12 protein-coding genes and 4 pseudogenes are annotated in these 12,577 nt (G+C 62.7%); 5 read left to right on the top strand and 11 right to left on the bottom strand.

Going from position 1 to position 12,577, the window contains the following annotated elements; genetic code table 11:
• The 3 genes from G8767_RS34150 to G8767_RS34140 form a co-directional block, all read right to left on the bottom strand.
• Nucleotides 1–515 (bottom strand): nucleotide exchange factor GrpE (locus G8767_RS34150; protein ID WP_166814128.1); only part of this gene is annotated, 515 nt, incomplete at its 3' end.
• Nucleotides 516–523: 8 nt separating this feature from the next.
• The gene (dnaK, locus tag G8767_RS34145; protein ID WP_166814126.1) at nucleotides 524–2,398 is read right to left on the bottom strand and encodes a molecular chaperone DnaK; all 1,875 of its coding nucleotides are present in this window, start codon (nucleotides 2,396–2,398) and stop codon (nucleotides 524–526) included.
• 3 nt (nucleotides 2,399–2,401) lie between these two features.
• Complete coding sequence (locus G8767_RS34140; protein WP_003942657.1) at nucleotides 2,402–2,905, bottom strand: general stress protein; 504 nt, start codon at nucleotides 2,903–2,905, stop codon at nucleotides 2,402–2,404.
• 904 nt (nucleotides 2,906–3,809) lie between these two features.
• Here G8767_RS34140 and G8767_RS34135 point away from each other — a divergent pair.
• Entirely contained in the window at nucleotides 3,810–4,826 is a 1,017-nt protein-coding gene (locus G8767_RS34135) for a trypsin-like peptidase domain-containing protein (protein ID WP_019288211.1), read from the top strand.
• A gap of 98 nt (nucleotides 4,827–4,924) precedes the next feature.
• On the opposite strand, the pseudogene G8767_RS34130 reads toward G8767_RS34135, so the two are convergent.
• The 7 genes and pseudogenes from G8767_RS34130 to G8767_RS34100 all read right to left on the bottom strand — a co-directional run.
• Nucleotides 4,925–5,416 (bottom strand): annotated as a pseudogene (locus tag G8767_RS34130) (IS6 family transposase); the annotation flags it as partial.
• 468 nt (nucleotides 5,417–5,884) lie between these two features.
• Nucleotides 5,885–6,156: pseudogene (locus tag G8767_RS34125) on the bottom strand (DUF4235 domain-containing protein).
• Nucleotides 6,153–6,374 (bottom strand): DUF3618 domain-containing protein, encoded by a 222-nt coding sequence (locus G8767_RS34120; RefSeq protein ID WP_003943397.1) that lies wholly within the window; start codon nucleotides 6,372–6,374, stop codon nucleotides 6,153–6,155. The pseudogene G8767_RS34125 and the gene G8767_RS34120 overlap by 4 nt, the downstream one beginning before the upstream one ends.
• Nucleotides 6,375–6,445: 71 nt before the next feature.
• Nucleotides 6,446–7,996, bottom strand: a complete 1,551-nt coding sequence (locus G8767_RS34115; RefSeq protein WP_149357457.1) for a YhjD/YihY/BrkB family envelope integrity protein — start codon at nucleotides 7,994–7,996, stop codon at nucleotides 6,446–6,448.
• Complete coding sequence (locus G8767_RS34110) at nucleotides 7,993–8,346, bottom strand: hypothetical protein (RefSeq protein WP_003943367.1); 354 nt, start codon at nucleotides 8,344–8,346, stop codon at nucleotides 7,993–7,995. Before G8767_RS34110 ends, G8767_RS34115 begins: the two co-directional genes overlap by 4 nt.
• Nucleotides 8,347–8,377: 31 nt before the next feature.
• Nucleotides 8,378–8,941 (bottom strand): hypothetical protein, encoded by a 564-nt coding sequence (locus G8767_RS34105; RefSeq protein WP_003943350.1) that lies wholly within the window; start codon nucleotides 8,939–8,941, stop codon nucleotides 8,378–8,380.
• Between the two features lie 107 nt (nucleotides 8,942–9,048).
• Entirely contained in the window at nucleotides 9,049–9,315 is a 267-nt protein-coding gene (locus G8767_RS34100; RefSeq protein ID WP_037130799.1) for a hypothetical protein, read from the bottom strand.
• A gap of 356 nt (nucleotides 9,316–9,671) precedes the next feature.
• Here G8767_RS34100 and G8767_RS34095 point away from each other — a divergent pair, with 356 nt between their 5' ends.
• Together G8767_RS34095 and G8767_RS34090 are read left to right on the top strand one after the other, a co-directional pair.
• A complete protein-coding gene (locus G8767_RS34095; RefSeq protein WP_125053497.1) occupies nucleotides 9,672–9,983 on the top strand; it encodes a hypothetical protein in 312 nt (103 codons plus the stop codon).
• 140 nt (nucleotides 9,984–10,123) lie between these two features.
• Nucleotides 10,124–10,447: a MerR family transcriptional regulator gene (locus G8767_RS34090; protein WP_073513721.1), complete on the top strand. Its 324-nt coding sequence runs from the start codon at nucleotides 10,124–10,126 to the stop codon at nucleotides 10,445–10,447.
• Here the strand turns inward: G8767_RS34090 and G8767_RS34085 are convergent.
• On the bottom strand, nucleotides 10,398–10,853 hold the full coding sequence (locus G8767_RS34085) for a hypothetical protein (protein ID WP_149357455.1): 456 nt from the start codon (nucleotides 10,851–10,853) through the stop codon (nucleotides 10,398–10,400). The genes G8767_RS34090 and G8767_RS34085 overlap by 50 nt on opposite strands.
• 286 nt (nucleotides 10,854–11,139) lie before the next feature.
• Between G8767_RS34085 and G8767_RS34080 the strand changes: the two are divergent.
• Together G8767_RS34080 and G8767_RS34075 are read left to right on the top strand one after the other, a co-directional pair.
• Nucleotides 11,140–11,399, top strand: a pseudogene (locus G8767_RS34080) (transposase); the annotation flags it as partial.
• A gap of 188 nt (nucleotides 11,400–11,587) precedes the next feature.
• A pseudogene (locus G8767_RS34075) lies at nucleotides 11,588–12,163 on the top strand (recombinase family protein).
• Nucleotides 12,164–12,577 lie beyond the last annotated feature (414 nt).

Here is a 12,577-nt window from a genome sequence, read left to right as displayed (position 1 = left end):
GGGCGGCTGACGACCACCGCGGCGGGCCGCAACTGTCGCCCGTCCTCTCCATAACCCGGGCGCAAGACCTCGACCACGGTCCCGGACGGAAGGTCGGGTCGGGTTACCACACTGACCACTTCGTGGAGTTCCGGGGAGAACGGCACACCGACCTCGTCGTGGCGCTCGAAGCCGAACCGTGAGAGCACCTGTACCGCCTGATCCCGGATCGCCTTCACACCCTCGACGACGGCCTGCGGATCGCTGCCCGCATGGGCCAGCGCAAGCTCCAAGTTGTCCAGTATCGGCAGCCACGCCGCCGAAACCTTCGCTACTTCCGCGGCGCGTTCACGATCCAGATCCTTGGCATATCGCTTGCGCAGGTTGTCCAGATCTGCGACGGCCCTGCGCCAACGATCCTCGAGTTGAGCCAACTCGGCCCCCGTGTCGGTGCGATCAGGCGCCGTCTCGGTCTGATCCCCGTCGGTACCGTCGGTAGCCGGCTCGGTCGTCGAATGATCTGCAGACCTTTCCATCGTGTGCCTCAGCTTCGATCGAATTCGGCGTCGATCACGTCGTCGTCATCCGACGACGCAGCCTCTGCGCCGCCTGCTTGGCCGTCGTCCGACTGGTCCGGCACAAGTCCGTAGAGCAGCTGTTGCAGCTCCGAGGTGAGTGGCTGAACCTCCGCGGGTGAAGCACCGTCTTTGACCGCCTTCCTGGCGTCGGCGATCAGCATCTCGGCCCGCGCCTTGTCGTGCGGCGGGGCACTGTCACCGAGTTCGGCGAGTCGCCGTTCCACTTGATAGGCAACCGAATCGAGCGCGTTGCGTGCGTCGACCGCCTTGCGCAGCGCCTCGTCCTCACCCCGGTTCCGTTCGGCCTCTGCCAGCATGCGCTCGACGTCACTCTGGTCCAGGTTGCCCTGCTCACTGATCGTGATGCTCTGCTCCTTGCCGGTGTCCTTGTCGCGGGCGGTGACGTTGAGGATGCCGTTGGCGTCGATATCGAAAGTGACTTCGACTTGGGCCTCGCCACGTGGCGCGGGGCGGATGTCTTCCAGCCGGAACCGGCCGAGCACCCGGTTGTCGGCAGCCCGTTCGCGTTCGCCCTGCAACACCACGACGTCCACGGCGGACTGATTGTCTTCCGCCGTGGAGAACACTTCGCTGCGCCGGGCCGGGATCGTCGTGTTGCGCTCGATGATCTTGGTCATCACCCCGCCCTGCGTCTCGACGCCGAGGGACAGCGGGGTGACATCGAGCAACAACACATCGGAAACCTCGCCTTTGAGCACGCCCGCCTGGACTGCGGCACCGAGCGCCACGACCTCGTCCGGGTTGACGCCCATGTGGGGGTCCTTGCCGCCGGTGAGCCGGCGAACCAGCGCCTGCACCGCCGGAATACGTGTCGAACCACCGACCAGGATCACCTCGTCGATGTCGTTGGCGGTGACCTTGGCGTCACTCATCGCCTGCTTCACGGGGTCGAGGCAGCGTTCCACCAGATCCGCCGTCAAATCCTCGAACTTCGATCGCATGATCGTGGTGGTGAGGTGCTTGGGACCGTTCGCGTCAGCGGTGACGAAAGGCAGGTTTACCTGGGCCTGTGTCACCGAGGACAACTCGACCTTGGCTTTCTCCGCGGCCTCGAAGAGGCGCTGCAATGCCTGCGCATCCTTGCGCAGATCGATATTCTCCGCACGCTGGAATTCGTCGGCGAGGTAGTCCACCAGGCGTCGGTCGAAGTCGTCGCCGCCGAGGTGGGAGTCGCCGGCCGTGGAACGAACCTCGACCACTCCCTCGCCGACATCGAGCAGACTCACATCGAAGGTGCCGCCGCCGAGGTCGAAGACCAGTACGGTTTCGTGGGTCTGTTTGTCCATGCCGTACGCGAGTGCCGCAGCGGTCGGCTCGTTGATGATCCGCAGAACCTCGAGGCCAGCGATCCGGCCGGCGTCTTTGGTGGCGTTGCGCTGCGCGTCGTTGAAGTAGGCCGGAACGGTGATGACCGCTTCCTTGACCTTCTCACCGAGGAACTTGCTCGCGTCGTCGACGAGCTTGCGCAGCACGAGGGCACTGATCTCCTCCGGCGCGTACTTCTTTCCCCGCACGTCGAATCGGGCCTCACCGTTGTCACCCGGCACGACGTCGAAGCTGACCGCTTTGGCCTCCTCGGAGATCTCGTCGTAGTGACGTCCGATGAAGCGTTTCGCCGAGTAGATCGTGCCCTTCGGATTCAAGATCGCCTGCCGTCGGGCAAGCTGGCCCACCAGGCGCTCACCGTTCTCGGTGAACGCCACCACCGAAGGCGTCGTCCGCGCTCCCTCCACATTGGAGATCACCACCGGCTCGCCGCCTTGCCAGCTTGCGATGACCGAGTTGGTGGTGCCCAGGTCGATGCCTACAGCAGTTGTCATGACTCATTCCTTTCGATCGGTCCGGCCGGTGAGCAAGCGGACGGCTTCGTCCGCGACCTCGACATCGGCGAGGACTTCGTAGTGACGTGGTTGTAATGACTGGATTGAGGTGAAGTCGCGCCGGCCGCCCTGCAGCGCATACATGAGCAGGCCGAGCAGAGCGCCCACAACGGCACCGAATACCAACCCGTAGAAGGCGAGCGCGAGGCCCGTGAGCAGCGGCTGAACCCAAGCGAGTAACCCGAAGATCCAGCCGAACAGCGCACCCGTCAGCGCGCCCGCGGCGGCGCCGCGCAGAGCGGCCCAGCCGTAGTTCAATCGGCCGACGATCTGCTCGACCAGCTCGATGTCGCGACCGACGATGGCCAGTTTGTCTACCGTGAAATGCTGGTCGGAGAGGTAGTCGACGGCGCTCTCGGCGTCGGCATAGGTGTCGAATGTCGCAATCACCTGGCGAGCAGGTGGGTGTGGACTTACGGCGGAGGTTCCGCCACTGGACTCTGACATTACGCCCCCTCGGCGTCGATGTTGTGGGGTTTCGCCGAGCCTGTGCGTACCGGTACGGCCCGGCCGTCGGTCAACCGGTTGGGCTCACGAACGGCCCAACCGCAATGCGAGTTCTTCATCCGCCTTCGGGCGGTCAACACAATTCGCGTATCGACAGTCCTGGCTTGCAATCACTGAAATGACGCTAACCCTTGTCGGGGGTCGACGCAAACCCTTGTCGGGGGTCGACGCAAACCCTTGTCGGGGGTCGACGCAAATTCGCCTATCGGGCGTCGACAATAGAGGCGCAATGGCGTCCATACCTGCCCTGGGCATAGATGTCCGCCGGAACCCGCTCGAGGCGACCGGTACACGCAACTCCGGGTACCGGCCACTACTGCGGTGCGTCCACGAGTAGAACTCCCGATGCAGTCATCTTCGCAGCCGACGCGGTGAGTGGCAAGGCCCGCACAAGTCGAAAGCGGGAAGCGAATTCCGCAATGACAGTACAGTCGCTGACACGCTGGCAATAGCCGTTCCTTCATGCTCACGTACAGGAGCAGGTGCTCGATGGCGGAACGACAAGTTCCTGGCGCCGAGAGAAACCGGCGGGAGAAATCCATTTTCCGAACGGTCGGTTTATCCATCCACTGGAGCCATGCCCACCGGATTCCACTGGGCGGCAACCGAATCGGAGACGCTCCAGATTAGAATTGTATGAAAAAGTTGGCAGCGCAACAAGATACGAAGCATCTTGGCTCTCAGTGGTGGAGCATGCGCGCTGCCGTTCGTCGATGCCGGTTGCCTGGGTGCATCGAAGCGGTTCGGTGACCGGTCTCGGGCGCCGCCGGGGGTATGTTGATCGGGTGGGCCCGCTCGCGGCAGGTGCAAGTAGGAGACCGATTCCTCACGGAGGCGGTGGCTGATGCGCGTACCGTCGACCGTACGTTCCTCGATCTGGGTGCCGCTGGTCGCGATCGTGGTCCTCCTCCTCGCGGGATGCGGCGCCTCGGCTCCCACCACCTCGACGCCCTCAGCGGGACCTGCCGTAGACCTGCCGGCACTGGTCCGGCAGGTGGAGGCCTCGGTCGTCACCGTGCTTACCGGGTCCGGCGTGGGCAGCGGCATCGTCTACAAGACCGACGGCACCGTCGTCACCAACGCCCACGTGGTCGAGGGTGCCCGGCAGGTGAGTGTGGCCTTCGCGGACGGGCAACAGGTGTCCGCGAACGTGCGGGCCGTCGATCGTGTGACCGACGTCGCGGTCCTTCAAGCGGACCGCACGGATCTGACTGCGGCGACGTTCGAGACAGCGTTGCCAGAGGTCGGCGCGCTCGCCGTAGTCGTGGGCAGTCCGCTGGGGTTCGAGGCCACGGTCACCTCGGGCATCATCTCAGGATTGCACCGTCAGATCCCCGGGTCGGCTTCCACCGGGGCGCCGCTGGTCGACCTGATCCAGACCGACGCCGCGATCTCGCCGGGTAACTCCGGGGGTGCCCTGATCGACGGACAAGGGCGGGTCGTGGGGATGAGCCAGGCCTACATTCCCCCGTCGGCGGGTGCGGTGGCTCTGGGCTTCGCCATCCCCGCGGCGAATGTCGTCGACGTCGCAGACCAACTGCTGGCCTCGGGAACTGCCCAGCATGCGTACGTCGGCATTCAGCCCGGCACGCTGAGCCCGCAGATCGCCGAACAACTGGCAGTCGACCGCACCAGCGGTGCCGTCGTCCTCGAGGTCGTCCCGCTCGGTCCGGCTGCGACGGCGGGTATCCGGCCGGGCGATGTCATCACCGCGGTCAACGGCCACGACATCGAGTCGGCGGAGGACTTCATCGCGGCGCTCCGTGCCCTCGACCCGGGCGATCGAGTCGATTTGACCGTGCTCCGCGGTGGCGAGACCCAGCAGATCTCGGTCACAGTGACAGACCGCCCCGCCAGCTGAACGACTATTCCAAGGGCACTGTCACGTTAATCGAAAAGTGAAGCGGCGAAGGATGTTTGGGGAATTCTGTTACAGGGCACTGCTGGGGCAGTTCACTTTCAGGCGGCGACACCGGCCGCGGTGACTTCCTGCCAGACCGCGAAACGGTCGGCCATCTCGGCACGCCATTCGGGCGCGGTCAGTCGATACCGACCGGGCCGGAAATGCGGTGAGATCGAACTAAACGCGGACAGGAAACGTTGCGCGTGCCGGGCCGATGCGAACCGTTTCATCGCATGTTCCCGCTGTCTGGTGGGTTGATGCGAGTTCTCGGCCCGATTGTTCAAATACTTGGATCGGCGATGCTCGACCGAGGCCAGCATCTCGCGGTGAGCGACGCTGTAGCTGGTCAGCTTGTCGGTAACGATCACCCGCGGCACATACTGCAAGCCCTTGAGCAGCTTACGGAAGAATCGCTTGGCGGCGTTGCCGTTTCGGCGCGACTGGACCAGCACATCGAGCACGTTCCCGTGCTGGTCGACCGCCCGCCACAAGTAATGCAGTGTGCCGTTGATTTTGATGAAGACCTCGTCGAGATGCCACTTACCGCCGCCGGCCTTCGATGTCGCGTGCGCGGTGTGCGGCGACGGGCCGAATCCTCGCCGGCGATCTCGCCCAGGCCGCCCACAGTGGTGATGGTTTTCCGGACCCGGTGCGCCGGTGGCTCACAGCGAGCGGATGGACCGTACCGTCTGAGTTGCGGTGCCCGGATCACGCCTGAGGGTTGACGTCGTTGTCGTTGTCGCAGCGACTCGTCAGTCCTGTACTCCACGCCGAAGGCGTCGGAGAAGGGTGCACATCGGTTATTGCCCGGGTAATAACGTTGGTCTGCCCACCTGCACCAAGATGGTCGGTTCGTCCGCGTCCCCCGGCCGTGCGGCGCGTCGTATCTTCACGCGAGCCGGTCCTCACGACTGGTTCCATCGACCAGGCCGGGCCGCGGCATCGTCGCCGACCGCGCATCTTTCGATGCCGAGAGTCAACCCACTTATTTCGGCAACCTCGGTGACCGAGAACGTCTACACCGGATCTTCGTGAGTCAAGGCACGATAACCGGTGGCACCGGCTCGGTCCACTGCTGCCTTGACCAGGCCGAAGAATGCCCCTTGAATGACTGCGGCAATCAATACTTCTCGGACACTACGGTGGAGATCTTTCGGGTTCGGTGCGGCCGCGTCGTTGTCGTCGACGCGCTTCCAAATCTGTTTGAACACCACGCGGCGGCGATACCGCCGAGCACGCTCGTCGCCAGGGAGAGCGGTTTGTAGATTGCTTTCACGACCGCGCTCATCGATCACTCCTTCTGTGAGACCGCTTGCGGCGGAAGATGATCAACGCGACGAGGGCGATGCCGAGCGAGACTGCGGTGAGGATTTGCGGGTTTTCTTTGGCAAAGGCTTTCGCTTCGTGCAGCTGTGCATTCGCACTGTCCTGCACCCGCGCGGGTACATCCGCTTTGGCGGCGAGCGCGGCGACGGTGTCCGCGAGATCGGCGCGCTGTTCTTCCACGCTCCGCTCCGGGTCAGTCGACGCGGTCGCCCCAGGTGGAATGCTCTCGGACGGGTTGTCATGACTGTCGGTCATCGGATGCCCTTCTTGATGGTGGAGATGTCTTCGCTGACGCTGGCCGCGGTGTCCTGCGGAACTGGTGGTAGTGCCTTCTTGGATCGGGTTGCGCCCACCGCGGCCACCGCTCCGCCGATCATCAGAACAGTAACGCCGACGATCAGCGCTGCGAGCCAGGGGGCAACGACGGTGGCGAGTCCGAGTACTGCTGCGGCGATCAGAGTTGCGAGTCCGAACAACGCCAAGACGGCTCCCGCTCCGGAGATGCCGATCCCGATCCCGAGTCGGGTGCCTTTGTTTTTGACTTCGTCCAGTCCGGCGGCGATTTCAGTGCGCACCAGTGTCGACACTTGCTCGGTGAGTCGCTCGACGAGTTGAACGGTCGACAAGTCCGCCGCTTGGGGGGAGTTCGGCGTAGGGGTGCGCTCAGCGTGGTCGCGTGTGGGATCACTCATCGGTGTTCCTCCCGGTTTCGGTGGGTACGGGTCGGCAGAACTAGCAGCCCTGGACTTTTCGCTACCGTGGTCGGAGATGTGCGCCTGACGCAACTCTCGCCCACGTTCGACCTCGTCGGCGTCTTTCTGGGCGTTCTTGTCCGAGACGCGAGTGTCTCTGGGCGGGAGTTGGAGTTGTTCTTCGGCGGCGATCCCGGCTTGAAGTTGTCGTCCGCGTTCGAGTTCGGAATCGAGTTCTGCGCCGAACAGCAGTGCAAGGTTGGTGATCCACAACCACAGCAGGAACACGATCGCGCCGGCGAGGGAGCCGTAGGTCTTGTTGTAGCTGCTGAAGTTGGCGACGTAAAACCCGAAACCGACCGATGCGAGGATCCACACCACAATGGCCAGGGCGGCGCCGCCGCTGATCCACCGAAACTTCGGTTGCTGGATGTTCGGAGTGGCGTAATACAGAATCGCAACGGCGAGAACGACGAACACCAGCACCACCGGCCAGCGAGCGATATTCCAGACAGTCAAGGCGGTGTCTCCCGCCCCGATCACATCGCCGATCGCTCGTGCAACGGGCCCACTGATCGCCAACATCGCTGCAGCGCAACCGATCAACGTCAACGCGACGATAGTCACCAGCAGCATCACCGGCCGAAGTTTCCACACTGGACGGCCTTCGTTGACCTCGTACATGCGGTTCATCGCACGCCCGAACGCTCCGACATACCCGGAAGCGGACCATAGCGCGCCCGCGATACCGGCGATGAGGGCGAACCCAGCCGCCGGGGCTTGCACGAGCTGCTGAATCGGTCCCCTCAGGGTATCCACTGCCGAGGATGGACCGAGGGCGCCGACAATTTGCAAAACCGCATCCACGGTCGACTGACCTTGGCCGAATACTCCGAGAAGGGAAACCACTGCCAGGATCGCCGGAAACAGCGACAGCACAGCGTAATACGTCAACGCAGCCGCGAGGTCAGTGCACTGATCACGCGAGAACTGGCGAGCGGTCGAGCGCAGTACGTAGAGCCACGACGATTTCGTCAGCTCGGTCGGCGACTGCGGTTTGCGAGGGTCGTCCGGGTCCGCCTCGACCGGAGCGGTGTCAGCGCCGGTCATCTCTGATCAGTTCCTCTCGCTCGAACTTGTACGTAGTAGTTGCGCAAAACCTGTTCGTCATCAGGAGTTAGAGCATCGACATGTCCCCGCTCCGGTGCAGCGCTGACCTGGGCGCCGGTGAACGGCACTCGCAGGCTTTGCCCGTCACGATAAGCACCAGTCAGGGGAACCAAGGCATACCCAGCGTCATCGAAGTCCACAGTCACCCAATGCGGTGACGCTGTGATCGGATCGAGAAGCAACGACCCGATCACACCGATAACATCGCCGTCAACTCCGATTACCTGCCCTCCGCGCAGCAGTCGAGCGTCCTCCACCGTAATCGTCGAACTGTCACTGTTTTGCATCATCAATCGTGTCTGTTCGGGAAACAGTGCGGGTTCACTTGCGGACACGACGGGCCAGAGTGGAACCGAGCCCGGTGAGAATTTGTGCGGGGCGTTGCTGCTCGCCCTGCTGCGCTCCCAGAACGACGATGGCCCCGGTCAGAGCCGGCAGAGCCCACTGCACATACTGCAGTTGCCGCTGAGCGGCGGTGACCTCGTCGGGGGTCGAGGGCGCCGGTTCGGTAGCACCCTCGACGTATTCGCCGTCTGCTGTGGCGATCTTGGCTCCGAGGACACCGCTGTATGCGGTCGCCGCAAGGGCAGCGCCCGTGACAACGATCTTGGTGATCGTGTTCGCTTTGACCCCGCCCTGGTGTTGCGCTCGGTCCCTGTTCGCATACAGCAGTGCCCCGCCGCCGACGAGGTGAGCACCGATAGCGGCCGCGTTGACCGGAGCCCATTTCGCCCATCCCAACGAGGCGACCCGTGCGCGGTCCTGGGGGTCACGAACCGCATCGGCGGCGCCGTTAAGACCGACTGCCCCCATCAGCGAGCCGCCGAACCATGCTGCTGCTCCGAGGTCGTGCAGACTGCGAATGACGGTATTACGTGATGGCATAAGTTCCTCCTGGACTGGACTGGGATGGACGGTGGCGTCGGGGGATGTCGCCGACTTCGAAGCCGCTCGATGTCGCGAGGTGAGTTGCGGCAGCGAACTGTGGTCTCTCACGTAGTGAGCGTGCCTAGAACGAAGCGGAAAGCTACCGCGGTGCCGAGCGTAATTGCCAAGCCTGCGGCGACGTTGGTAAGCAGCCACCCCACCGTGAGGCCCAGGACAACAGCTGCCATGACCACCAACGCGACATCGATGAAAGGCCCACGCGGGATGCCTCGAAGCATCGAAGCGATACGCCGCCCGACGTCCGCTGCACCCCAGCTCGCGCAGGTGAAGCTGATCTCGCTGTGCCGAGTTGGTGAGACGGCGATCGTCATTATCGGGCTCCCGACTCTGTGAGTGCTTTCTTCGTACCTACGTCAACAACACTCTAAAATCTATACCATCGGATACAGATTATGAACAGCTGCCGAGCTGTCCACCGATTGAAAGGGGCTGCGTCATTGGTTGTTGCGTAGTTTCCTGATCTGCGGAGATTTCGTTCTCCGTCAACGGCCGAGGGCTCCCTTCTTTCTCATCCGTGTTGAGCACATAACCGCTGAGTACACGTTCGGGCTTCCATCTATGCGGGCCCAGAGGTGTGGAGGTCTTCTGAAGATCGCGGGCATTGAAGCAGAGTGGAAGGGGCAGAAGCTGGCAGAACCCGCCTTTGGTGTCTAAGGATTGGACGTCTATGCGCGCCGATATGGAGGGGCAAGTTGTGGAGTGGTTCGTATCGATATGGGATGAGGGATCCGGTTTTCTTCGCTATCGCGGCGGCTCCGGGTCCGATCGTGGGTGGGTGATCGAGCAGGTGGTTGCGGCGGGTTGCGCCGTCGCGTTCGGTGGTGATGGTTCGATGACCGGCCTTGTGGGAAACGCGGTTATTGCCGGCATGCCGATGGATTCGATCGCCTTCGGCGACTCGGCAATCAGCGATGATGATCTCGTCCGGTTGATCAGCGCCCGTTTCGATCGCGCGTGGGGCTGTATATCGCCTACCTGAGTTCCCCGTGCTCCCGACGTCTCTACCGGACTTTATTCCGCGAATGAAGAAAATATGTATCGTGGAGGTCAGATTAAATTTTTGTGCGTATGCAGTTAGGGAGTCGTGATGATGTCGGCCGAATTCGCTCAGGTGTGGCGATGACGAACAAGCGTTCACAGCAAGGGGTCTATGGGATTTCGGGGATGTCGGAGCTTTCTGGAGTGGGCCCTCAAACGCTACGACTGTATGAGCGGCGCGGTCTTTTGGCCCCCACTCGCACTGCAGGGGGGACGCGCCGGTACAGCGACGTGGATCTGAACACGTTGGACCGAATCACCGCACTGATCGACGAGGGGGTCAACGTGGTGGGGGTTCGGTTGATTCTCTCCCTCGAAGCCCAGAATGCACTGCTTGAGGCGCGTCTCGGTCAGTTCAGTGGGGCGGGACCGCTTCAGCGTGAGCGCCGTCTTCGCCGAGAGTGACGAGGCCGAGCCCCTCGCCGGTAGGAGAGACGATTGCTCCTTCGGAGCGACTGATGTCGCCGAAGTCTGCGTCCGCGAGGATCTTGTTGCCGTCCGCTTCGAGTTGTTCGAGAGCAGAATCGAAGGCGTCGATGATCCAGACTTGGGTGGCTGCGGTGAGTAGTTCGTCCAGTGCGTCGTCGGCGTTGGTTTGAAAAATTCGCACCAGCCAGGAGCCTTCGATCTCGGGGTCATCCGAGAGTCCGTGCGGGGTGTTGGTGGCGACGACGTAGCGGTTGTATTCCAGCTCGACGCGGATGGCGTACATCCCGGCGAGGTTGACGACGTTCACCGGACGTTGGGTTACGGCAGCCAATGCGGTCAATGCGTCGCTGTAGGTTTGCGAGTACTTCACTGTCAGGGGCATGGTCTTGGTCGGCCTATCTGTTCGGGGCCGATGCTGCTTGCATGGCTCATGGCAGGCCTGGCGCCGCTGTCGACTCAGGACTGTTCCTGATCTTATCTCGGATTGGCAACGACGACTGCTCTCGCGGGCATTGCCGTGATCGTTCTTCAGCACCACATCGCTTGGCCGTCTGTTTGAATGTGGCCTGCACGGGTAGTTGATGTCATAGACCGCAGCGCTGGGGACAGTGTCCGCTGTTCTCGAAGTATGTGGTTCAGCTCGAAGATAGATACAGGACTGGGCTGCCCGACCGCTCGACGAGGTATACGCTGCGATTTTCGTCGATGCGATCGTCGTCAAAGTCCGCCGGCGGTCAGGTCGCAAACCGGCCGATCTATGCCGCGATCGGCGTTAGCCTCGACGGACACCGCGACGTGCTCGGATTGTGGGCCGGCCCCGGCGGTGAGGGCGCCAATTTCTTCGATGAGCGTGCTGACAGACATCCGACATCGCGGCACCCGGGACGTATTCTTCCTGGTCTGCGACGGGCTCAAAGGCCTACCGGACGAAGCATCACAACACGAGTCACAGTCGACCCAGGTTCGGCCAACTCCCACACCAGTCGCTCCGGAGCGCGAACTTGCTGACCTCGACACCACCAAGTTCCATACCCACTGGAGCCCCGAGGTCGACCACCAACTCATGAACAGCCGCACCATCCCACAACACAGCAGCAGACCAGAAGGACCGAGACTGTGAGCATCATCGGATACGCCCGCGTCTCCACCCTCGAACAAAACCCCGAGCTGCAGCAGCACGCACTCCGCCAAGCCGGCGCGATCCGCATCTTCACCGACTACGAATCCGGCTCGACAACGCAGCGCCCCCAGCTCACCGAATGCCTGAACTACCTACGCGATCACGACGGTGATGTCCTTGTCGTCTGGAAACTTGATCGCCTCGGACGATCCGTCCGCCACGTCATCGACACAGTCCACAACCTCGGCGAACGTGGTATCGCATTCCGTTCCCTCACCGAAGGATTCGACACAACCACCGCAGGCGGCGAATTCTTATTCCACATCATGGCAGCCCTCGCCCAAATGGAACGCCGCATGATCGTCGAACGCACCCACGCCGGCCTCGAAGCCGCTCGACGCCAAGGTCGACACGGCGGCCGGCCCACCGTCATGACCCCCGAACGCACCGAACTCGCCCGCACGATGCGTGAATAGGGCAAAAGCCTCGACACGATAGCTTCGACACTCCGTGTCGGCAGATCCTCCGTCAGTCGTGCCCTCGCACCCGAGAAGGCCGGCGGGCAGCAGTAATCCTCACACGAACCAAGCACGAGCCGAACCGTCAAAACCGACGCGGTACCGCCCTGTGTCCGCAGCCTTTCCCTCCATTCGAGCCAACCCATCGGCAGGGTCCCGATGCGCCGCCGTTCCTTTGGCCGTGGGATCGGCGGCGAGAGCGCTCAAATACAACAGAATTGGCTCGGAAACCCCCGTGGGTCAACACATAATCATCAGCCATGTCTTCTGCCCGCCGTGGTGCGGAAGAGTTCCACGACCACCACGTATACCCCAACAGCGCAGCCGCAGCGAGAAGTGTAGGGTCTATCTCTTTAACGGTGTTTCGGCGGATTTCCATCAGTAAGTTTCCGATCCCGGCCAACGATCGGCGAACGTGATCGCAAACGCGTTCAGAGCGGGCTTCCACCTCGTTATCCATCGTGCCTG

Source organism: Rhodococcus sp. IC4_135 (assembly GCF_011602025.1).
Lineage (GTDB): Bacteria > Actinomycetota > Actinomycetes > Mycobacteriales > Mycobacteriaceae > Rhodococcus_F > Rhodococcus_F baikonurensis.
This window is presented reverse-complemented; position numbering and strand designations above follow the sequence as displayed.

What these genes read in the sequence shown, in the direction of transcription:
- dnaK (WP_166814126.1), bottom strand. Translation starts at nt 2,398, where the DNA reads ATGACAACTGCTGTAGGCATCGACCTGGGCACCACCAACTCGGTCATC.
- G8767_RS34140 (WP_003942657.1), bottom strand. Translation starts at nt 2,905, where the DNA reads ATGTCAGAGTCCAGTGGCGGAACCTCCGCCGTAAGTCCACACCCACCT.
- G8767_RS34135 (WP_019288211.1), top strand. Translation starts at nt 3,810, where the DNA reads ATGCGCGTACCGTCGACCGTACGTTCCTCGATCTGGGTGCCGCTGGTC.
- G8767_RS34115 (WP_149357457.1), bottom strand. Translation starts at nt 7,996, where the DNA reads ATGACCGGCGCTGACACCGCTCCGGTCGAGGCGGACCCGGACGACCCT.
- G8767_RS34110 (WP_003943367.1), bottom strand. Translation starts at nt 8,346, where the DNA reads ATGATGCAAAACAGTGACAGTTCGACGATTACGGTGGAGGACGCTCGA.
- G8767_RS34105 (WP_003943350.1), bottom strand. Translation starts at nt 8,941, where the DNA reads ATGCCATCACGTAATACCGTCATTCGCAGTCTGCACGACCTCGGAGCA.
- G8767_RS34100 (WP_037130799.1), bottom strand. Translation starts at nt 9,315, where the DNA reads ATGACGATCGCCGTCTCACCAACTCGGCACAGCGAGATCAGCTTCACC.
- G8767_RS34095 (WP_125053497.1), top strand. Translation starts at nt 9,672, where the DNA reads ATGCGCGCCGATATGGAGGGGCAAGTTGTGGAGTGGTTCGTATCGATA.
- G8767_RS34090 (WP_073513721.1), top strand. Translation starts at nt 10,124, where the DNA reads ATGACGAACAAGCGTTCACAGCAAGGGGTCTATGGGATTTCGGGGATG.
- G8767_RS34085 (WP_149357455.1), bottom strand. Translation starts at nt 10,853, where the DNA reads ATGCCCCTGACAGTGAAGTACTCGCAAACCTACAGCGACGCATTGACC.